The sequence below is a fragment of the Planktothricoides raciborskii GIHE-MW2 genome (assembly GCF_040564635.1).
GTDB lineage: Bacteria > Cyanobacteriota > Cyanobacteriia > Cyanobacteriales > Laspinemataceae > Planktothricoides > Planktothricoides raciborskii.
Map to the genome: position 1 here is coordinate 1109359 of NZ_CP159837.1, position 22334 is coordinate 1131692.

The window sequence follows — 22334 nt, forward strand, 5'->3', positions numbered from 1 at the left end:
AAATCTCCGGAGTGGGCTATTTCAAAAAATTGACTGATGGTAGTTTTCTGTTTGGGAATACTGACTTGATTACGATTTGATCGTTTCCAAGGTAGCGAGTTTACGTTCTATCAACTCAAGACGTTTCCAGTTGGGATCGTCGCTGAGACTTTCGTTGATTTTGGCTTTCAAAATTGCGTCATTTGAATAGCGCATCTTGGAAAATACATCTTTGATGTAGCCTAATAACGAATCCTCAATCACAATCATTTCATATCGATACAAATTCAAGAGTCCAGTAATGCAATATTGATACACGAAAGATTCATACATTTTTCGCATTTCTGCAATAAATAAAGTAAAATTATTGCTACTTACCTCCGGCTGACGTGGGATTTGAGCAAGACTATCAAAAAGCTGCTTTTTCTCAGGTTGACCGTTAGCACCCATAGCCGTAAAGTAAAGCGCAGGAGCAGTCATTTGAGTCATGGCAATACGACTCGCTATTTCCGGTAGGGTGCGACGCATATTTGCATCTATTTTTTCTTTGATTGTTGATTGAAGTAAAGAAACTTCTACATAGCCGTAGCAACCGCTAGAAATTTTTTCAGCAAGCTGAGAAGTTTGTACGCTGTCTCTGTAAACTCGAATCAAGTGATTTGCCATTAATGGCACTTGATGATTTAGTTCATACCAAAGATTGATTTGAGCCTCGGTTAGTATGTATTCGTAAATTGGTTTAGCAATATTGCTATGAGTGAGACGGTCTTCTAAAGCGAGAAAACTTTTTTTCCACAGTTCAGGCATCTTCTCCTGAATGGCGCGATCGCTTTGATCGCAAATGGATTGAGCTATCTTTTGGAGTTCACTGCCTAAATTGTCCAGTCGTTGCTCTTGTATTTCTCGGATTTGTTTAACTAATTTTTCTTGTTCTTTTTGTCGTTGCTTGAGTAAGTCTTCTACTTTTTCTGTTAGGTATGATGTACCTCTCCGATTAATATTTTTACTCAGATTTTGGAAATTGTCAATCAGCATATTAATAATACTGTCCAAAGCCAATTTTCCGTCGCGAATTTGTCCCTCAATCCGATGCTCACGAGCAAATTTGGTCAATTCTTGCACCAGCTTGGGAATTTGACTGGCTTCTAGGACTTCGCGATCGCTTTTCCCTCGAACACCTAGTTTAAGGGTAGCTGCTTCATAAGTGTTAGTATCTTCAATTGTCTCTCCTTTAAGTTTCTTTTGAACGTAGTATGCAATCCAAGAGGATGTCTCAAAATAAGGACGATCTCCCCCGCGATTTGAAAAATTTATCGCATAATTTGAAACCAACAATTCCATCAACTCGCCCATCTGTCTCCGCAGAATATTCTGTTTCTCTGGGCTGTCTGTCATAATGCTATCTTTAGCATTAAGGACTAGAAATATCCGCTCGCCCGCTCGCTCGTTTCCTTCAAAGCTAATATACTTTCGCGATCTATCAAGCAGATAACCATCGCCACGAGTGAGAATCCCGTTTGGGCTTTGAATAAAAATTACAGCATCAGCTTCTTTAATTCCTTCGCTGATAATAATATCGTGTAGGGGAGTGCCATCAAGCCCTGGTAAGTCAACTAAACATACATTCTTGGGCAATTTTAGTGTAGCGATTCCATCAGGACTCTCGCTTGGTACAATGTGATAGGTCACGGACTTGACTAAGCCAATTCGACGATTCAAAGAACCAGGGCTGTTGATGTCGCTATTTTCATCAATTAAATTCATCAATTCTTCAATGTCTCTTCGGTTGGCAAGAGAAAAATTCTGCCGCAACTCCTTACCAAGATTATTGGCATACTGTCTAACAATATCTGCCAAACTCAACCGTAGCTCCTCAAAATCTCTGTTTGCTTGATCGGGAAGTTGAATGGCTGGCTGTAACTTTTCCAGTGCTATGGCGTAACCTGCATCAAGATTGCCAGTCAGCCCGGATTCGTTCAATCTATATGCTTTATAGCGACTGACAAAATCTGCGACCAAGCTACGAATATTGGCTTCATCACGGTAAATAACTTGGGCTGTTTCCTGTTGAGCATTAGCGGCGTCAAAGAAAATTTCTAAAGCTGCTCCTGTTGCTGGTTTACCTGATATTTTTGCCAGCACTAAATCGCGTCCTAATATGGCGTTAATTGTTGTGCTTTTGCCAGTTCTTGCCTTGCCAATCACAGCTATGCGGTAAGGCTTTTCGTATTTAAGTGCTTTTTGAGCAAGTTCCAGCTTATCTTTAAAGTCTTCTTGCCCTTCAGGATAATCTGTAAAAAAATGTTGCAGCTTTTTCAGTCGCTCAACCTGAAGGGCAAAACGTCCCACCTGATCGGGCGTAGCATCAGGTAAGTGTTTTTGGATTTTGTCACGTAAACTTTCCAAAGGGGCTGATGTCACCATGTTATGAACTCCTAAAGACTAAAATGATTGAATAATGATTGCGATCGCTTGAAGCGCCGAAAGTTTAGGGGTTTATCGGCGATCGCTCAAATCAGATGCCAAATCTTGATTGAGATTGTTGAAAGGTGAATCAATATTCGTCAATCAATCATTGACTAAAAACGCCAATTCCGTAATAACAATCAGAAGTTGAACAACTATACATATCTACCTCTAAACTGAACTCTCCTGTCCCAGTAGGAGAAATCTGGAGCATCGGGTAGTCATCAGATCCGCGATCGACCGCAATTGAATTCCCATTTTCGTCATAAATTTCCAGGTCGATATCGCTGCAATCTTCATCGCAAACGCCAACAATGGCATAAGTCCCGCCTTTTTTCAAGGTGAAAGTTAGGCGATCCTCACTGTTGGCGCCCAAGCTATCGATATAAGGATCGTAAAAAAGCTGATAATCTTCCAATCCCAACGTCATTGCGGCCATCATTAGCTGACCGCGTATTTGCTCTTCGTAACGGTTGCCTGCGATCGCCACCGTGGGAATAAGAAGCGAGGCACTGGCAAGCAGACCAAAAGTGACTTTAGCCGTATGATTGACTTGCATAGTTTTGACTCCATCTATTTATTGCATTCACTAACTTATCGGGCAAGAATTGAAAATTTATGCAATTCGCGGTTAGCGCAACCAATCTTTAATCCTGAATCCCCAAATGTTCTTGCCATCAATTTGTCCAAATGTCCAGATTATTCACAAATCATCGGATACCCACAGGCAACCCTACGGGAATCGCAACCCTGTAAATTCAACGAAAAATTAGATTATGTTCATCTTGCGCGATCGCCAATTGCTTGCCTCGATCGCTCTCAAAGCGCTAAAATCTCCAGCCGCCCAAGATGCTGCCAAAACTCGTGCTTTTTCCCCATCCAGGCGATCGCCAAATATCCCTTGCATCTTAGTCAGCAAATCTGGACTGGTCGCCAAACTTTTCAGGGAATTCTCAACATCTTGCAGCGCATCTGAAACTTGAACATTCAACAATTCAGCATCACTTTTCAGCGATTTCATAATCTCAATTCCTCATCAAGTTACTGAGTGACAAACATAAAAAGCTGGATATATTCAGAAACCGGGTTTTTTGGCAAAGCAAATTCACCGAAGTAATATCCCTGGAAAAACTCGGTTCCTTAGCCACCTTCCCCAGTCCCGCGAAACTCCCATTCGTCTCAGACTAGATGAGCTAAATATTCAGTTGATTTAAAATGATTAGCTGTCGATACTTACAACCGTACAGCGTCGTTGCTTTTGAATCATCCCAATCAAGGCATGGGCTTTATATTTCCGGTTGTTTCCGGCATTTTGCCCCATTGATTGATGCGATATTGGTGCGGGTTTTTCCTCGCACCAATATGGCAATCATACCACAGATAATAATTTCCTATTGTTAAGATTTATTGCCAAGCCACCGCCTCACTTCTTCATCGGTAATCACATAACGATAATGGGTTCCTCCCTTAATCACAATCCTAATTTTTTCAGTTCTAGGCCGATCGCTTTCAATGGATAAACAACCAAAACCTGTCTCTTGCCAAGTTTCAAGCAAAAGGTCTTGAATTCGAGCAAAAACTTCGTCAATATTAGTCTGCTTACTGTCAGGTTCAGGTGAAATCATATTTGGGTGAAAAGTTTAAAAGTCAGTGGTCATAGAGTCAGTCAAGACAGAAACCGGATTTTCATCTGTTTAGGGATAGCAACCTAAATAGACAAGGAATTTTTCCTTTGTCCTTTGTCCTTACTAGCTATAACGTTGGAGAAAGCCAAAACTTTCCAAAATTTCCCAAAAAATTCCCAAAAATTTCCCAAAAATATTTTCAGGGGGTAGGCTTTTCGCCCCGCCACCTGCTTCTATCGATCGCACGCAGCCGGGTGAATCAGGCTGAGGAGTTGGGTAAGAGAGCGCATTTTCATCGTCAATGTTCTCCTTAAAATAGGGGTTACGTCAGAAACCGTGTTTTTACGCAAGTTTCCTCAAGTAATATCCCTGGAAAAACTCGGTTTCATTAGCCATCTTCCCCAGTCCCGCGAAACTCACATCCGTCACAAACTAGGTGGTCTAAATATTCAGTTGATTTGAAATGATTAGCTGTCGATACTTACAACCGTACAGCGTCTTGGCTCGAAGATTTAGCCCTTTAAACCTGCATTTCGCACCATTGATTGATGCTATATTGGTGTGGGCTTTTCCTCAAGCTAATATAACAATCATACCACAAATCATAATTTCCTACTGTTAAGATTTATTGCTAATCCACTTAATAATTTCTTCATCAGTAATCACATAAAGATAATGGGTTCCTCCCTGTAAGGGCGAACCATGATTGTATTGGATTCTTGATTTTAGAAACAGGGTTTCTTGTAGGGGCAAACACCGTCACGGAATTGCCCCTACAAGATCATACTTTTTAGGGCAAATACCTAAATTTCTGGGTCAATTCCAGCCGATCGCAACTGTGCGGCCAATCGTTCCGATCGCTGTCGTTCTAGCTCTAGCTGTTGTCGTTCTAGCTCTAGCTGTTGTCGTTCTAGCTCTAGCTGTTGTTCTGCCAACTTCTTTTGCTGATATAAATCGACATAATCAACAAATTTTTCCCCATTGGGCGCATAAAGTTCTAAACCCTCATCGCCCAACTCAAAACGCACCCCCAATCGCGGTGAAACCCACCCCGGCATTGGGTCAATCACATCGAGCATCCCATCGATTCGCCGCCAACCGCTTAACTCTTTCCTTTGCGGATCGTAAAGGTAATATTCCTCTACCCCATAGCGATTGTAAAAGACTAATTTTTTATCCATCTTAGTTTGGGTGTCGCTTTCAGAGCGCACCTCAAACACCACTTGCGGCGGGATATTATTTTCTAGCCACTGTTTGTATGACTTGCGATCTTCTTTCCCTGTCCCAAACGCCACCATCACGTCAGGGGCTTGGGAAATAGTAGGTTTTCCCTCTACGGGATACCAGAGTAAATCTCCCGCAACAAACACATTTTCATCATCTTTAAAAATGGCGTCACAGCCGCCTTTTATGGTAGTAATCCATTGGTATTGGATGGTACTATCTGCCATTGGTTGACCGTCACTGGAGGGATAGATAATAGTATCAGTAATTAGCTGCATAGTAGTTGCAGAGTCTATGACTCGGCGGTAGCAACAATGTTTGAACCAGACTATTTGCCGTTAAGCTGACTGATATAATCAAACAGCCAGATTTGATTATATCTTATTTTGATTCAAATTGGCTATAGGCTTTGTCGTTTGGGCGGAATAAACCTGGTTTATTCATCAATAGACAATTCTGGCTTTCATACCGGAGAATACTCCCCCAAGCACCCTAAACAAGGGGATTTATTTAGGGGTGCAATAGGTCTTTTATAGGATAATTATACCACGAATCATAATTTTCTACTGTTCAGATTTATTGCTAATCCAACTACTCACTTCTTCATCGGTAATCACATACCGATAATGGGTTCCTCCCTTGATAACTATTCTAATTTTTTCATTTTTAGGTCTGTCACTTTCAATGGATAAACAGCCAAAACCTGTCTCTTGCCAAGTTTCAAGCAAAAGGTCTTCAATCCGGGCAAAAACTTCTTTAATGCTAGTGGTTGTGTTGTCAGTTTCAGATAACATCATATTTGGGTGAAAAGGTTAAAAAGGGAGCATCCCACTTTTGTAGGGGTTCTCGCATTCAGACCGTTAATTATGGGTTTTCACACTTAAAATAATTACCGGGTAAGCTTTCACTATGCCGCTTTATGCTTCGCCCCTAGTCTCTGATTTGCCAATATGGGATGCTGCTGTTACAAGTCAGTGGTCATAGAGTCAGCAAAGATAGAAACCAGGTTTTCGATCGGGATTTTTGTGGGAATCAGAAAATTTTCCCGTACAGCCCCCTGTCTTGGTCTGCCATCTGATTGCGGAACCAGAATGTTCTAAAGCTACATACCTAGAACAACCCAGGTTTTGACCGTATTTTTACGGAACCCCGATTTTGCCAAAAAAAGCTGACAAAACTGGGGTTTTTGAGCATAAGTCATCATGTCAATACATTAACAGCCTTTCAAAAGAAAAAAGTTGCCAAAAAGTGAAGCCCGGTGAAAAAAAAGTTCCCAAAAAGTGACATCATAAGTACAATAAAGTGAATAAAAGTGAATCAAAGTGAATCAAACGGGGGTGCATCCCTCTCTCCAGAGGCATAGACCCTGTTTCGATGACGATTGGTTAATTATGGGTAGGGCTATGGATAGGGCTATGGATAGGGCTATGGATACGGCTATGGATAAGGCTATGGATACGGAAAGCATCGTTCAACGGGTCAACCAGATTGTTGCTCAGAAGACTGGTACATCTCTCAAAGATATTCAGATCCATATTCTCCGGGGGTCGTTGAATCAAGAGGGATATGTTAAGATGGCTCATCAACTAAATAGAAATGAAGCAAGTATCAAGAAACAAGCCTCTTCTCTTTGGCAATTACTTAGCCAAGTTTTTGGGGAAAAAGTCACAAAGACTCGCTTAGAAGCATTAAGACGATCTGTTTTACCAGGTGCGATCGCTTTTGGGGAAAAATTACAATTCAGCGGCCATATAGATTGGGCAGATGCCCCGGATGTGCAGCATTTTTTAGGGCGAAAAAAGGATTTAACCACCCTTCAACAATGGATTAAAAGAGATCGCTGTCGTTTAATTGCGATTGTCGGATTTCCCGGAAAGGGTAAAACCAGCCTAGCGGTTAAATTAGCGGAAGAACTCAGCCTAGAATTTGAGGGGATTATTTGGCGATCGCTCCTCAATGCTCCTCCCCTGGAAGAAATTCTCCGAGATTGGATTCAATTTATCTCCCACCAACAAACCACCACCTTACCGAACAGCCTAACTCAACAAATTTCTCTACTCATATCTTATTTAAAACAAAACCGATATTTACTCATCTTAGATAACTGTGAATCGATTGTTGCCCCAGGAACCTCAGCCGCAAAATATAAATCCGGGTATGAAAACTATCACCAAATCTTAGAAACCATTGCCAAAACTAATCATCAAAGTTGCTTAATCCTCACCAGTCGCGTAAAAATTAGTCACCTAGAAGCCCTGTCAGGGCCGAATCAACCCGTGCGCTTTTTGATGTTAGACGGTTTAACGGTTGCTGACGGAAAAAAACTGTTTAAACAGAAAGGGGAATTTTCAGCCACCGACACCGAATGGGAAACTCTAATTAATTTTTATCAAGGCAATCCTTTAGGCTTAAAGCTAACCGCTTCGCATATTCAAAATCTGTTTGGCAGTAATGTCAGGGAATTTCTAGAAATCGGCAACTTTTGTTTTCAAGATATTCGAGACTTATTAGATTGGCACTTTCAAGTTTCTTCCGGTGAAGAAAATCAGCTTTTATTTTGGTTAGCCATTCACCGAGAACCTGTGTCACTCTGCCAATTAAAAGATAATTTAGTTGGCGGCATCTCTCAACAACAATTATCCAATCGATTAGCATCTCTCCAGCGGCGAATGCTGCTCGAAAATATCGAAAATATTGAAGATAGCCAAAATATTGCAAATAGCGATCGGCAACAACCGGATAAGCAGCAACGCTTTACCCTACAGCCAGCGTTGATGGAATATGTCACTGAAAAATTTATTGAAATCGTTACCGAAGAAATTATTTCGGGAGAGTTTAACTTATTTATAACTCATGGGTTAAGGTTGGCTAAAAGCAAAGATTATATTCAAAGCAGCCAAGTCAGAGTGATCATTAATCCCCTGATTGAAGCTTTATTAGAAAAATGGCAAATTTCGGCGATCGACCTTCAGAATTATTTGAAAAAATTAGTCAATCACAGTCAACAAAAATATGCTTTTACACCTGGGTATATTGGCGGCAACTTAATCCATCTCCTTTGTCAGCTAAACACCAATCTCCAAGGTTATGACTTTTCGCAACTGGCCATTTGGCAAACTAATTTACAAGGCATTAACCTCCAAGATGTGAATTTTTCCTATTGTCAATTTAAAAATACCATCTTCACCAGATGTTTTGGCGGAATTCATTCCTTAGTCTTTTCTCCCGATGGAGAAATTTTAGCCATTGGCGATTCCCAGGGAATCATTAGATTATTAAATATACAAACTGGGAAAATTATCGGGACTTTTGGCAAACATAAATGGTGGGTTTTTTCCCTTGACTTTAGTCCCGATGGTAAAAAATTAGTCAGTAGCAGTTTAGACCAAACCGTGAAAATTTGGGATGTTCCAACAGGTCAATTATTACATAACCTAGAGGGACATACGGAATGGATTTGGTCTGTGGCTTTTAGTCCCACTGAAGCGATCGTTGCCAGTGGATGCAACGATAAAACGATTAAAATTTGGGATGCCAATCGTGGTGAATTACTACGCACGATCGCTGGCCATGAAGGATGGGTTTTAGGGGTGGCTTTTACTCCTAATGGGCAGATTTTAGCCAGTGGCAGTTTTGATAAGACGATTAAACTCTGGGATGTGAAAACCGGAGAATTGCGGCAAACGATCGCCGGAAGTGATGATGCGGTTTGGTGTGTTGATTTTAGTCCTGATGGGAAAAAACTTGCCAGTTGTGGCTATGAAAAAGTGGTTAGAATTTGGGATATTAAAACCGGAAAATGTGAAAAAATTTTATCAGGACATGAGAAAGAAAATAAAGTTTTAGCCTGGAGTCACGATGGTAAAACTTTAGCCACTGGGGGTTTTGATGCCAAGGTAAAATTCTGGTCAATGCCCACGGGAAAATGTCAGGCCACATCACAACAATATAAAACCGGAATTAGAACATTAGCTTTTAGTCCTGACAATCGAACAGTGGCATCGGGAGATAATGACCAACTGATCAAAATATGGGATAGTCAAACGGGCAAATGTGTTCAAACTCTGCAAGGACATACTAACTGGATTTGGTGTTTGGCTTTAAGTCCCGATGGTGAAATTTTAGCCAGTAGCCATTTAGATCATAAAGTGAGACTTTGGAATGCGAAAACCGGAGATTGTTTAAAAACTTTAAGCGGACATACTGCTTGGGTTTGGTCGGTAGCATTCAGTCCTGACGGCAAAACCGTAGCGAGTAGTAGTGATGATGAAACAATTCGCTTGTGGGATATAGAGACGGGAAATAATACGCAAATTTTAACTTATGAAACAGAGAAGTATCAAGGGGGTATTTGGACGATCGCTTTTAGTTATGACGGCAGTTATTTGGCCAGTGGCGGTCAAGATTCAACGATAAAAGTCTGGAATCTCAAAACAGCTAAATTGACCGGAGTTTTAGCGGGACATAAAGCTTGGATTTGGAATCTTGCCTTTCATCCCAGGGCGAATATTTTGGCCAGTGGTAGTAACGATCACACGGTAAAAATTTGGAATATTAAAACCGGGGAATGTTGCCAAACCTTAGCGGGACATGAAAATAATATTAGAGCCGTGGCATTTAGTGATGATGGGCGATTTTTGACCAGTGGCAGTGAGGATAAAGTTGTAAAAATTTGGGATTTACACTTAGGAGACTGTTTGCATAGTTTATTCGGACATGAAGGGCTAATCTTGTCCGTTGATTGGAGTAAAGATGGTCAAGTATTCGGCAGTGGGAGTGATGATTGTACTATAAGATTATGGCAGGTGAAAACTGGTGACTGTCTGCATACACTTAGGGAACATCAAGATACAGTCACTTCCGTGATGTTTCACCGGCATTTGCATCAAGTAATGACCGGAAGTTCCGATGGAACCATGAAGTTTTGGGATCTGGTGACAGGTCATTGTTTAAGAAGTGTGACAATTCCGAATATTTATCTGAATATGAATATTGGGCAAGCTGAAGGCTTAATTGATGCGGAAAAAGAAAATTTAAAAGCATTGGGGGCAATTGACTGTCCCGGTGGGTTTGAGCAATCGGTTTGAAAGTTATCTTTATGGGCACTTTCCAGAAAAAAAACCGGGTTTCTGCGACAATCTTTGGCTTTCAAAAAAAATCTTAATTAAGAAACCCAGTTTCTGACACCTCACGAACAAAAAAACCGGGTTTCTGCTGAGAAAAAGAAGCCGGGTTTCTGCGACAATCTTTGGCTTTCAAAAAAAATCTTAATTAAGAAACCCGGTTTCTGACACCTCAAGAGTATGATGAAAGACGACCATAGCAAATCGTAATTTTTGCAACGGAGAAACGAATGACACTCAAGCGATTAATCTTAACATTGCTGACGGTGATGGTAGTGGGTTTGGCGGGTATTTCTTTAGCGACTAGCTGGAATGAACCTCAGATTCAAAGTCGTCTAGAACTATATCAAACCAATCTACTCCTACACGGATCGGAATACAAGGGCGAAAATTCAGAAGACCCTAGGGTAAAAGCTGCCCAAACTTTATTGGGTCAGGAGTTTATTCAAACGGCCCTGAAGCAATATCAAGCAGTGCGCGAGTCTACCCAAACCATTTTGCAAAGCAACCGGGCTAAATTAGAAGCGAATACAGAAATCGGTACGGTTGACGATCGCCCCGTGGAATTGCTGCAAAAGGCGATTCACGACGGAGAGTTATATTTAAATGACCTAGATTTGCGGATTGGCATTTTGCAAGCGTATCAAGGTGAGGTGAAAACTGCTCAAGCAACTTGGGGACAAATCAGCGAAAGTGCATCCACCCAAACCGAAGCCCAAAAGCAAATCACGGCTATTTTATCAGGCCTTTGGAGTGAACCACCACGTCTGGAACCCAATGCCGAAGAACTGCTAAAAACCAACTTAGATGGCTGGTTTCGCTATCAAGTATTAAGCCAATTATATGAACAACAAGGGCGAACCAGTGACCTAGAAATTCTTCAGGAAAAACAGCAACAAATTGCCGGTCAAGCATTGCTAAAACTGGTGTTTATTGGTGGGTTGCCCGTGTTGGGGGTAATCGTCGGTGGGTCATTGATAATTTTTTTGCTGGTGCAAGTTTTTCTAGAACCGCAAACAGCAATTTTAGCCTTACCCTCGGATAACGATAACCAAGAAATTTGGCAAACTCCCTGGGATTGGGAAACTATTTGGCAAGTGCTGATTGTGGGCTTTTTCTTTGTCCAGCAAATCTTATTACCATTGTTACTCGGACTGCTGCCGATTAAGGCTTCAGAACTCGGTGTCCGGCTTCAATCTTTCTATGTGTTGGGAACTTATGTGCTGTTATCAGTTGGTGGTTTGTTGGTGCTTTATTTATCATTAAAACCATTTTTCCCATTACCAGAAAATTGGTTTCGTTTTAACTGGCGGAGTAATTGGATTCTCTGGGGAATTGGCGGCTATTTAGTCGCCCTGCCTTTGGTAATTTTGGTGTCTTTAATTAACCAACAAATTTGGCAGGGACAAGGTGGCAGTAATCCCCTATTGCAAATCGCCCTAAATAATAAAGATAGTGTGGCGTTAGTGGTATTTTTTATCACCGCATCAGTGGCCGCACCTTTGTTTGAAGAAATTATGTTTCGCGGCTTTTTGTTGCCATCTTTAACCCGATATCAGTCCCCCTGGTCGGCGATCGCCCTGAGTAGTTTGTTATTTGCGATCGCTCACTTAAATGTCTCCGAAGTTATCCCCTTAGCTACCTTGGGCATGGTGCTAGGATTTACTTATGTGCGATCGGGCAATCTTTTAGCCCCAATGTTACTCCACTGTCTCTGGAACAGTGGCACCCTCGCCAGTCTATTTATTTTAGGCAGTAGTGCCAATTAAAATTGACATCATCCCGATATCTGTCAGTTTATAGTCTGACTTAAGTCTGACTTTAAAAACCAAGAAACCGGGTTTCTGGTAAAATCTCTGAATTATCAACAAGATTAACGCCAGAAACCCGGTTTCTGAGCCTGTTTCTCAAACCTCAAGCGAAAACCAAGAAACCGGGTTTATGGTAAAATCTTTCTGATAAAATCTCTGAATTATCAACAAGATTAAAGCCAAAAATCTGCTTTCTGAAAGCTTGTGCAACCATATTCAATTTAATTAAACTCCCCGGGTAGGATTCGAACCTACGACCAATCGGTTAACAGCCGACCGCTCTACCACTGAGCTACCGAGGATCGTGTAGCCTTTTTCTTAACCTTAAATACTATAACCCGATCTACTCGATTTTGGCAAGCCTTTTTTGAAAAAAATTTTTTCACCCTGATTTTTCTCCCTCATAAACCCATCCGCATTTGGGCGAGACGCTCTTGGGCTTTGGCATCCAGCGATTGAAACAAGAACCGTCCAGTAGGTTGCTTGTTCTGTTTATGCTGGTGGCGACGCTGACGATTCGTATTTTCTACCGCCTTCGCCAGATGTTTCGCGGACATCCACTCCGCGCCATAACCAATCACCGTAAGTTGTTGCGCCCGGTCTGAGGTGGCAACGATCACCCGGCGATCGCGCTTGTCGATTTCCCGGTGCAGCTTGGCACAGGTTTTCTCGATATAGGTATCGGCAGTCTGACCAAACTCTGTATAGTGAACCGATACGCGATCGGTGATAACTTCCAGATAGCTAGGTTCCCGGCGATTTTGGGCATCAAAAACCACTTTGGTTTCTAATCCTTCAAAAGCACTGTAGTTGACCAATAACTCGATCAATTCCCGGCGTGAAGCTTCTAAGCCGTCACGCTGATGTATTCTCTTCAGGTCAGACCAGATCCCGATCATGTTGTAACCGTCTACTAGGAGTAGCGATCGCCTTAAGGAGGGTGGCATTGTAGTTAAGGGTGATCAAAATTCTTAAAATTTCATATATTTTAAACAAATTTAAACAACGATCGCCCTTGGTTTCTGAGATTTCTTGACTTTTTGTTAAAAAAATTAAGATTTTCTCACAAAGAATCTCAGATTTCTCCCAATCTCATAGATATCATATTGCCAACTTACCACTTTTTGACTACTTTTTTTACCACTCTTGTTGCATCAAGCGTTGTTTCAAGGGTTCGGGATTCCCAGAATCAACCACCCCCCCATCTTCCAAGAGAAAAGCGCCGTCACAATAATTCAACTCATCAAAACGGTGTGTCACCCATAATGCGGTGATGCCCCGGCTTTTCACCAAGCGTTGCACTTGGGCGACCAAATCTAATTGACTGTCCGGATCTAACAATGCCGTCGGTTCATCCAATAACAACACCTCACAATGACGGGCGATCGCCCCGGCGATCGCGATCCGTTGCTTCTGCCCGCCACTGAGGGCATAAATCGGTCGGCGTTGCAAATCCAGCAAATTTACCGCGCTGAGGGCTTCCTCCACTCGTTGCCGAACCTGGACTGGTGAAAGTTTTTCCTCCACCAAGCCAAAAGCCACATCAGCGCCCACCGTCGGCATCACCAATTGATGATCCGGATTTTGGAACACAAATCCCACGGGAGGCAAAATCGAAATCTCACCCCTTTGGGGAGTCAATAAACCGGCGAGTATCCTTAATAAAGTAGATTTGCCACAGCCATTTGACCCCAAGAGCATCCAAAACTCTCCCTGGGGCACCGCTAAGGAACAGGATTTTAACACCTGTGTTCCATCAGGCCAGGAAAACTGGAGATCCTTAACGCGAATTGCGGGTTCTCCAGTCACCAATTTCTGTTCAACTCCTAAGTTGGGATTCATTCCGCCAAGGCTTCACTCACGAGGGCAGCAAAACCAGGGGCTTTTCCGGTGGGACTAGCCCCGGATTTTTGAGACAATTGCACCGCAATAATCTCATTGGCGTAAACCGCCACTTTTTTCTCTGGCATTTTTTCGCAGGTCAGCTCTAAAATTTCCGAACTTCCCGCCCGCATAGCAGCCAGGATGTCTTGGTAAAGGGATTCAGCCGCTTCGATGGTCTTCCGTTGGACTGACAAAGGCAGCGGATTATTTTTCAGAGATAGATCAATGGTGAACATTCAGTGTTGAGAATTCTCAGTTGATAGGCCATTCTAGTATCTCAGAATATCTCAGGTACTTGGCACTGTGTGAAGATAAAAATCCATTTCATTGCAGATATTTAGGGAAAATTAAGGGAAAATTACTCGACTTCACCTCATGGCTCGAACCGATACAACCGATGCACCGCCCTGGTATGCGGTGGTATGCGCCATCGATTGACCCAGGGCAATCGACTTCTCAAGAAATTCTTAAGAATTTCTTAAGGATTAATTTGGGGAAAAAAGACTTGAAAATTATCCAGTTTTGCCTATAATGAGAAACTAAGTAAAGAAACGTAAACTCTACTACCACTCAGAGCACTTATCTGCTATGGGTCTGTCTCTGACAAGTAAGTCGCCAAGATTCGGTAGTAAAGCATTCGTGGAATCATAATCATAACTTTGGAGATACGCTAAACAATGACTATTGCCATTGGACGCGGCCAAGAGCGAGGATTGTTTGACGTCCTCGACGACTGGCTAAAACGCGATCGCTTTGTATTCGTAGGTTGGTCTGGAATTCTCCTATTCCCCTGCGCCTTCCTGGCGGTTGGGGGCTGGCTGACCGGCACCACCTTTGTGACTTCCTGGTACACTCACGGATTAGCCTCTTCCTACCTGGAAGGCTGCAACTTCCTGACCGTGGCCGTTTCCACCCCCCCGAACAGCTTAGGCCATTCCTTACTGTTCCTCTGGGGTCCAGAAGCCCAAGGCTCCTTTGCTCGCTGGTGCCAATTGGGTGGACTCTGGACATTCGTCGCCCTGCATGGAGCTTTCGCTTTGATTGGCTTCTGCTTGCGTCAGTTGGAGATTGCTCGACTGGTAGGGATTCGCCCCTATAATGCGATCGCCTTCACCGGCCCAATTGCCGTATTCGTCAGCGTCTTCCTGATGTACCCCTTGGGTCAGTCTGGCTGGTTCTTTGCCCCTAGCTTCGGTGTCGCTGGTATCTTCCGTTTCATCCTCTTCTTCCAAGGTTTCCACAACTGGACTCTCAACCCCTTCCACATGATGGGAGTGGCGGGTATCCTCGGTGGCGCTCTGCTTTGCGCCATTCACGGTGCCACGGTGGAAAACACCTTGTTTGAAGATGGCGAAGGAGCCAACACCTTCCGGGCATTTGAACCCACCCAGTCGGAAGAAACCTACTCAATGGTGACTGCCAACCGTTACTGGTCTCAAATCTTCGGGATTGCCTTCTCCAACAAACGCTGGTTGCACTTCTTCATGTTGTTTGTTCCCGTCACCGGGCTGTGGATGTGCTCCATCGGTGTGGTGGGCTTAGGTCTGAACCTGCGGGCTTATGACTTCGTGTCCCAAGAATTGCGGGCGGCTGAAGACCCGGAATTTGAAACCTTCTACACCAAAAACCAACTTTTGAACGAAGGTCTGCGGGCTTGGATGGCTCCGGCTGACCAACCCCATGAAAGCTTTGTGTTCCCCGAAGAAGTTCTGCCTCGCGGTAACGCTCTGTAATCAATATTGGGTTTGATATCAATTAGTCAGTTTCTCTGAATTTGATACTCTCTTACGGTGATTCACCACAAAAAAACCTGCCTGATGGCAGGTTTTTTTGTTGAATCAAACGGGATGGTGAAATAAAACGGGATTAATTTGGACGATGGCGATCGCGATCGCGAGAATATTTTCGGCTGAGTTATTTATCTTTGCCAAGGAAAATAATCTCAAAAGAAAATAATGTAATTAGAATTACATTTAATCAAGAAATAATGTAACTTAAGTTACACTTTTTATAAAAAATAAAGCAGTTCAAAAAATTTCTTAAAAATGGGCTTGACATTAAAAATTTATGTGTTATCTTACAAATCAAGAACGATTTGAAAAATAAACCGTTCAGGGAAACAGGAGGTGATGCCTATGCCAGATAGTAGTAAATGCATGGGTCATCAGTTTGGATTAGGCCGGCTGTGTGCCGGGACTGTTCTCTAACAGCTAGTCTCTGGAAAATCAGAATTTTTCTGATTTTTATCAAGGCTGACTGTTCGGTTCTCCCGGCAGTCAGGTTTCCAAAACTGAAGACCCGCTACACCGCTCTCATCCATTGCAATTAGCTTATGGCTATTTGTCCGGGGTGAGAGCGGATAGCTTTCTTTAGGAGAAATTAGAGAAAATTGATCGATATTCTCAACAGAGATTTATTCTAAACAGAGATTTATTCTAAACAGAGATTTTTTACAGAGATTTTTTTTAACAGAAAAGCCCCTCTATGTTTAAACGCTTAAACACAGAGGGGCTTTCGCTTCAACATCAGTCATTGCTGATGGGTGGCACCTCGATGGTTCGTTCCCCAGTGGCAATATCTAATAAGTTTTCTAGGGTTAACGGTTCCTGGGTTTGAGGGTTGATGGGTTCGAGGACATCCATCAGTAACAGGAGTTGATCGATCGCGAGGCGGGTAATTTTCCCGCCTTCAATGCGGTTAATTTGTGGGCCTGAGATTCCTGGCACCAGTTCCGGGTCAATATAGAGTTCTTTGCCCCGGTCTTTGAGCAATACAGATTCCTCATTGGCAATGTGTTGGCCTAGATCGTGGACGGAAGTCCACCCGCGAAAATATCTCAGCCAACGCAGATATCGCCCCAAGTGGATTAGACCCACTTGAGTCAATCTACGGTTCTTTTTCAAGGGTTTTTGAGACATGGACACAAAATGATCAGATCCGATATTACAGATCGAAATAATAATACGTTCTTTTACAATATCAGATTAGTGGTTACTAATTTTTTACATAGCTTTAGGAAAGTAGGTAATATGTAATATTTTGCTGATAATACTTGCCCTTAGCGCCGATCTGAGTTAGGACTAAATTCCGGCAGGTAAGGCAGGGTCAGTTGATCTCACAGAGGGACGGGGACAAGGTTTGCTGACAGCGAGAGATTTCCTGGGGAGTAAGACGATCCCATGAGATGTCTTGTCTGAGTTCTATGCCGTTGATGCCAATGATGATTCGGGGTAATTCCTGAATATCTAGGACTTTTAAGGTGTTGAGGTTATAGGTGGTGTAGCTGGTGGTGGCCGATCGCAATTCTATATCAACCACGGTGAGGGTTTTTTCCCCTGGGCGATCGCTTTCCAGGAGTTGCCTCGGCCCGCTACCGATCGCCCCTGCATGAAGCATTTGCAACTGCCCCCGATGACCGGGAAAATAAGCGTGGTGATGGCCACTAATATAAGTATGGACGCGATACCGTTCTAAAAGACGACGCAATTGTTCCCCATTGTCCAAGATTTCCCCGGTTTTGTTCCGACCGACCGCCACCGCATAAAGGGGCAAATGGCCGATCGCGATTCTCAGTTTGGCGTTCTGGGCCACAGGACTGGCTAAACTTTCCTCGACCCAAGTTAATTGGGCTGGAGGAATTTTGGCGGTAGAAGCATCCCAGACTAAACAGAATACTTCCTCGTCGTTGGCAGCGGCAGGAGTTAGCCGAAAACTATAGTAAAAAGGAAAATGAGTGCGATCGATCCAGTTTAAGCCTGGGTCATGTTCGGGATCTTGCCAGTAGGCTGCCGCAATTTCTCGGTCTAGGTGAAATTTGAGTTGACCGTTGGCATCAAGGGCGCCGGAACCATCGTGGTTGCCAATGGTGAAGCCAAAAGGAAGATTGGCTTGACGGAGTTTGGCGGCAATGTGCCGATCGAAAGCTTGCCATAGAGCCTGAAGATTTTCTCTGGTTAAAGATAACTTTTGTCCGGCTACCATGTCCCCACCGGCAATGACTAAGTCCGGTTGCCAGTCGGGAATCAGCGCGATCGCCCGCTCCACTTCCGGTTCATAAGTAGTAGACCCATAAGCACTGTTGAAATCGCTAATCACAACTAGCCGCAAATCCCCGCGCGGAGGTGCAAATACACCAGGGGGCGCCGGGTTCAGCGGCTTTTCGCCAGGGGAAGGGATGGAGGCATCAGAAGAGTCAGAGGTGCGATCGCCTATCTTGGCAACGGTGCAACCACCGATCATTCCCGCCAAAACTAAAAACTGACGGCGATTTAATCTCATTGGTTAACGACCTTCCGGGGCTTCCGGAGCAGAGGAGATGAGGAGCAGGGCAGATGAGGGGCAGGGCAGATGAGGGGCAGGGCAGATGAGGGGCAGAGGAGATGAGTAGGGGCGCAATGCTTGCGCCCTTATGCTCCCCTGCTCGATTGGCGGCTCCCCTGCTCCTCATCTGCCCTGCTCCCCCACACCCCACACCCCACACCCCACACCCCACACCGATGGCGGCCCCAAAAGCCTATTCCCCATTCCCCGTTCCCCATTCCCGGTTTAAAGCCTCGGCTTTTTCCTGGGTAGACTGGCTATATTGACGATAAAGGGCGGCGCGATTTTTCGCTGTCTCATATCGACTATGATCCGGGGGAACGGATGCCATAAGTTTAGAGGCTTGATCCCACAAAGCCGCGATCGCCAACCAATCCTCAGCAGTTTGGGCATTCTTTCCTTGGCTAGAAGCTTGTTCTGCCAACCGCACCGCTTGAGCAAAATTCTCTGTATAATTGGCCGTTGGCTCGGCGGCAGTAGGCGAAACCGTCGCTTCAGAACTGGTCGGCGGTTGAGTTTCCTGGGGCGGAGTTGCGACTGGTTGGCGATTTTGACCTTGATACAAATACCAGCCAATCCCGACACTAACCAAAAAAGCCAAACCAGCCCCCATCATTAGAGAATTCAAAAATTGACGTTGTTGGCGTTTTTGCTCTGCCACTGCCGAAGAAGTGGTCAAACTCAAAAGCAATTGACGAGGGTCTGTTTGCTCAGTGCGGATATCTTCCAGTAAACGCTTAAAAACATTGGGCTTGCGTAAAATAATTTTTTCTGACCACAATAATTGATTCTGGGGATCTCGCATAATTTCTTCCAACCAAAGAAGCTGTTGCTCGCGCACCAATCGACTATTAATATTGACGTGGTGAATATTCCTAGGTGACAGAGACTCCAGAATCTCACGAATTTCGTTGACTACCGTCGATTGCTCTAAAGCTGCCTCGGTGCGAGCCTCACAAAGAATTTGTAACACCCCTTCGGCCAACACTGCACGGGTTCTCACCCCAGAAGCCGCTAACTTTTCATTAAGCACTTGTATAATCGCTGCCACACTGCCTTGGCGAGCTTGTTTAGCAATATCATCAATAGAAGCTATCATCGTTGAAATCATTACTTGTTGATGGAATAGGTTGTCAAAAGGTTGTCAGCTTTCTGCTGTAAGCCGTCAGCTTGCCGCTAAATCATCCAGATCGGTGATAGCACAGAATTTCACTTGAGTACCCCAGGCATCCAGAAGCAATATGAATTCTGACTCACTCAACGGGCAGCGAATAGCTGACGGCTAATCTCTGACCGCTAATTGCTGGCTTAAATAGTAAATTGATTTAGATGATAAACGAAATTTACTCCGTCGGTGTATATTTTCAGAAAGTTTAAGACAATTTTTTTTAAAAATCTCCATATTTCTCTGTTTGATTACGCCTTAGCGGATGCAGATAAAAACAAGGGCAATTTTCAGATTGCCCCTGTTTAAACCAATTAAACTAATTAAAGCAAATCAATTAGACAATCGGCGTCAATCGGCGTCAATCATCATCGCCTAATTTTAACGGGCTTCAATGACTAGACCGACACTTTCATTGGCCATATTATCCACCGCACATAAGGCATAATTTCCGGGGGAAACGCTCACATTGTTGATATTTGCTGGCAGAATTATGGCTAATTTCCAACTATTTCCTTGCTGCTGATACAAAGTCCAAGAACGAATGTCATTAGAGGTAGCTGGATTCCAACTAATTTGCCCAAAACTGACCTGAATTCCCGTGGGAGGTTCGGGGGGAATCGCATCTAACCAGGGCATTGTTGGTGGTAATGCCGGTTGAGCATAAAGATTTGTTTTGAATCTTTCATTCACTCCTAGCCAATTTTGGTTGAGCACTTTGGCACTGTATAAAATATTACCCAGGGAAAGTTTGTCAGCTTCTTGACGGGAAATTTGCACTTGTCTTTCAAATTCAGAAATTGGCCAAGAATTTCCATCGAGTTTACTGAGAAAATTACCGGCATAAATATGCCGACGCAGAGGATTATTTTCAACCCACCATTTGAGCAATACAGGATAACTTTGTTGCGGCGGATCGATGCGCCAGTAGAGTTGCGGGGCTAGGTAGTCTAACCAACCTTTTTCTAACCATAATTTCACATCGGCATAGAGGCTTTCGTATTGATCTAAACCGACGATTCCCGGTGCTTTTCCAGGGCGGTAAATGCCAAAAGGACTAATGCCAAATTTGACATGAGGTTTTTCCGCTTTAATTCCTCGCCAGATTCTTTCAATCATCAGATTGACATTTTGGCGTCGCCAGTCTGCCAGAGAAAGAGTCCCCCCAGAATTCCGATAAGCGTTATAAGTTTTGTTGTCAGGAAAGGGAACTCCTGCTTCAGGATAGGGATAGAAATAGTCATCAATATGAATGGCATCGACATCATAGCGACGCACTACGTCCATAATCACATTGTAGGTTTGGTCTTGGACTTCTTTCGCCCCCGGATCCATCCAAATTAATTGGCCATAAGAATAGGCATATTCTGGATAAAGTTTGGCCATATTATTGGGCGCTAAGGTATAGCTGGTGGCGTTTCTTGCCCGGTAAGGATTGAACCAAGCATGGAGTTCTATATTCCGTTTATGACTTTCGGCGATCGCAAATTCTAAGGGGTCATAAAAGGGGACGGGGGCTTTGCCTTGTTGTCCGGTTAACCAATAACTCCAAGGTTCGAGTTCCGAGGCATAAAAAGCATCTCCTGCGGGTCTAACTTGTAAGACCAACGCATTCATATTTAAAGCTTGAATCCGGTCAAGAATTTGCACCAGTTCGGCTTTTTGCTGGTCTACGGTTAGGTCGGGACTGGACGGCCAGTCAATGTTGGCGACTGATGCTACCCAAGTGCCGCGAAACTCCCGCTGATGTTCCACGCTCACTCGCGTAAACATATCATTATTCTGAGTGGGGAACGGTGGCTGATTTTGTGGTTGATTTTGTGGTTGATTTTGTGGCTGATTTTGCGGATTATTCTCTGTTGGCAAGGGTGGTTGATTTTGCGGTTGAAACTGCCAATCAGAATAAGAAGGAGATGGGGGTCCAGAATTTTCTGGCAGATCGATCCGAATTGGATAGGCATAGACTTGAGTCACGGTCATGGCAACCAGGACCAAACAACCGGCGATCGCCAATGGGAACGTGAATGGGGACTTTTTCCCGCGATGAAAAACCCGTTGTTGCAATATCCAAAGGTCTTGGAAAATCCCAATCACAAGACGGATCAAGGATGACAAGGGTTTAATTTTAGGCATTCTTCTGAACATTTGGCTTATCCAATTCATCAAGTAGTAATTCCCTCTGGCAGTTTTAAAGTGTAACATTTGGTTAAGTTTACCCAAATTTGGGGATCGGTTGAGTTTTTTTCACCTGAAATCAGCCCGGACTGAGGGGTGTCCCAGTTGACTTAAGTGCTTCGGCTTCGGTTCCAAGCCTCATATTTGGCAATGTTTGGGTGATTGCTTTGGACTTGAAGAGATTTTACTCAGAACCATACCGATGATTTTTGGCATAACAGAACATACGGCCAAAGCTTCAGCCAATCCCGAAGCTTTGGCCAAATTTAAACCAGGGCAAAATTAGGCCGTCGATATTCCCCACAAGATATCCTACAAGACAGCGAAAAATATGGGACACGGCAATGCCGTGTCCCCGGTAAATATTCAATTTTTTGCGGGCTGTTACTCTGAATAAAGATAAGTTTAGATCCGGTGAAAAATTAGCTAAAAATTAGCCCCGGATTATAAGAGAACTATGTTAATTATTATATGTTTGCTCGTAGTTACTGTTTACAAAAAAAACAGCATATCCAATAGACAAGAATGCAAAATTCGTACAAAGCCCCCACCCCCCTAGCCC

At 43.6% G+C, this 22334-nt stretch carries 16 protein-coding genes and 1 tRNA gene; 3 read left to right on the forward strand and 14 right to left on the reverse strand.

The window, feature by feature from the left end:
* Nucleotides 1-69: 69 nt before the first annotated feature.
* From ABWT76_RS04570 to ABWT76_RS04595, 6 genes are all read right to left on the reverse strand, one after another.
* Entirely contained in the window at nt 70-2403 is a 2334-nt protein-coding gene (locus ABWT76_RS04570; protein WP_354635717.1) for a hypothetical protein, read from the reverse strand.
* A gap of 148 nt (nt 2404-2551) precedes the next feature.
* On the reverse strand, nt 2552-3004 hold the full coding sequence (locus tag ABWT76_RS04575) for a hypothetical protein (protein WP_054469897.1): 453 nt from the start codon (nt 3002-3004) through the stop codon (nt 2552-2554).
* 210 nt (nt 3005-3214) lie between these two features.
* Nucleotides 3215-3466, reverse strand: coding sequence for a hypothetical protein (locus tag ABWT76_RS04580; protein WP_054469896.1), 252 nt, complete (start codon nt 3464-3466; stop codon nt 3215-3217).
* Nucleotides 3467-3842: 376 nt separating this feature from the next.
* Nucleotides 3843-4070 carry a hypothetical protein gene (locus ABWT76_RS04585; protein ID WP_054469895.1) on the reverse strand — a complete coding sequence of 76 codons (228 nt, stop codon included), beginning with the start codon at nt 4068-4070 and terminating at the stop codon, nt 3843-3845.
* A gap of 803 nt (nt 4071-4873) precedes the next feature.
* Nucleotides 4874-5572 (reverse strand): Uma2 family endonuclease, encoded by a 699-nt coding sequence (locus ABWT76_RS04590; RefSeq protein WP_190880603.1) that lies wholly within the window; start codon nt 5570-5572, stop codon nt 4874-4876.
* Nucleotides 5573-5857: 285 nt separating this feature from the next.
* Nucleotides 5858-6091: a hypothetical protein gene (locus ABWT76_RS04595; protein ID WP_354635718.1), complete on the reverse strand. Its 234-nt coding sequence runs from the start codon at nt 6089-6091 to the stop codon at nt 5858-5860.
* A 630-nt stretch (nt 6092-6721) separates the two neighbouring features.
* Here ABWT76_RS04595 and ABWT76_RS04600 point away from each other — a divergent pair.
* The gene (locus ABWT76_RS04600) at nt 6722-10381 is read left to right on the forward strand and encodes an NB-ARC domain-containing protein (RefSeq protein WP_354635719.1); all 3660 of its coding nucleotides are present in this window, start codon (nt 6722-6724) and stop codon (nt 10379-10381) included.
* A 266-nt stretch (nt 10382-10647) separates the two neighbouring features.
* Nucleotides 10648-12186, forward strand: coding sequence for a CPBP family intramembrane glutamic endopeptidase (locus tag ABWT76_RS04605; RefSeq protein ID WP_190880599.1), 1539 nt, complete (start codon nt 10648-10650; stop codon nt 12184-12186).
* A 272-nt stretch (nt 12187-12458) separates the two neighbouring features.
* Here ABWT76_RS04605 and ABWT76_RS04610 read toward each other — a convergent pair.
* The 4 genes from ABWT76_RS04610 to ABWT76_RS04625 form a co-directional block, all read right to left on the reverse strand.
* Nucleotides 12459-12530 (reverse strand) — tRNA-Asn (locus ABWT76_RS04610).
* Nucleotides 12531-12629: 99 nt separating this feature from the next.
* Nucleotides 12630-13175 carry an NYN domain-containing protein gene (locus ABWT76_RS04615; RefSeq protein WP_054469892.1) on the reverse strand — a complete coding sequence of 182 codons (546 nt, stop codon included), beginning with the start codon at nt 13173-13175 and terminating at the stop codon, nt 12630-12632.
* Nucleotides 13176-13365: 190 nt separating this feature from the next.
* Nucleotides 13366-14070: an energy-coupling factor ABC transporter ATP-binding protein gene (locus ABWT76_RS04620; protein ID WP_054469891.1), complete on the reverse strand. Its 705-nt coding sequence runs from the start codon at nt 14068-14070 to the stop codon at nt 13366-13368.
* Nucleotides 14067-14348 carry a hypothetical protein gene (locus ABWT76_RS04625; RefSeq protein ID WP_054469890.1) on the reverse strand — a complete coding sequence of 94 codons (282 nt, stop codon included), beginning with the start codon at nt 14346-14348 and terminating at the stop codon, nt 14067-14069. Before ABWT76_RS04625 ends, ABWT76_RS04620 begins: the two co-directional genes overlap by 4 nt.
* Nucleotides 14349-14789: 441 nt before the next feature.
* On the opposite strand from ABWT76_RS04625, the gene psbD reads away from it, so the two are divergent.
* Complete coding sequence (gene psbD, locus ABWT76_RS04630) at nt 14790-15845, forward strand: photosystem II D2 protein (photosystem q(a) protein) (RefSeq protein WP_190883029.1); 1056 nt, start codon at nt 14790-14792, stop codon at nt 15843-15845.
* Between the two features lie 792 nt (nt 15846-16637).
* Here the strand turns inward: psbD and ABWT76_RS04635 are convergent.
* The 4 genes from ABWT76_RS04635 to ABWT76_RS04650 form a co-directional block, all read right to left on the reverse strand.
* A complete protein-coding gene (locus ABWT76_RS04635) occupies nt 16638-17030 on the reverse strand; it encodes a hypothetical protein (protein WP_054468559.1) in 393 nt (130 codons plus the stop codon).
* Between the two features lie 187 nt (nt 17031-17217).
* Nucleotides 17218-18390: a metallophosphoesterase gene (locus tag ABWT76_RS04640; RefSeq protein WP_054468558.1), complete on the reverse strand. Its 1173-nt coding sequence runs from the start codon at nt 18388-18390 to the stop codon at nt 17218-17220.
* 235 nt (nt 18391-18625) lie between these two features.
* A complete protein-coding gene (locus tag ABWT76_RS04645; RefSeq protein WP_242053069.1) occupies nt 18626-19543 on the reverse strand; it encodes a hypothetical protein in 918 nt (305 codons plus the stop codon).
* Nucleotides 19544-19978: 435 nt separating this feature from the next.
* Nucleotides 19979-21730, reverse strand: a complete 1752-nt coding sequence (locus tag ABWT76_RS04650) for a glycoside hydrolase family 10 protein (RefSeq protein ID WP_082348964.1) — start codon at nt 21728-21730, stop codon at nt 19979-19981.
* Nucleotides 21731-22334: the final 604 nt, after the last annotated feature.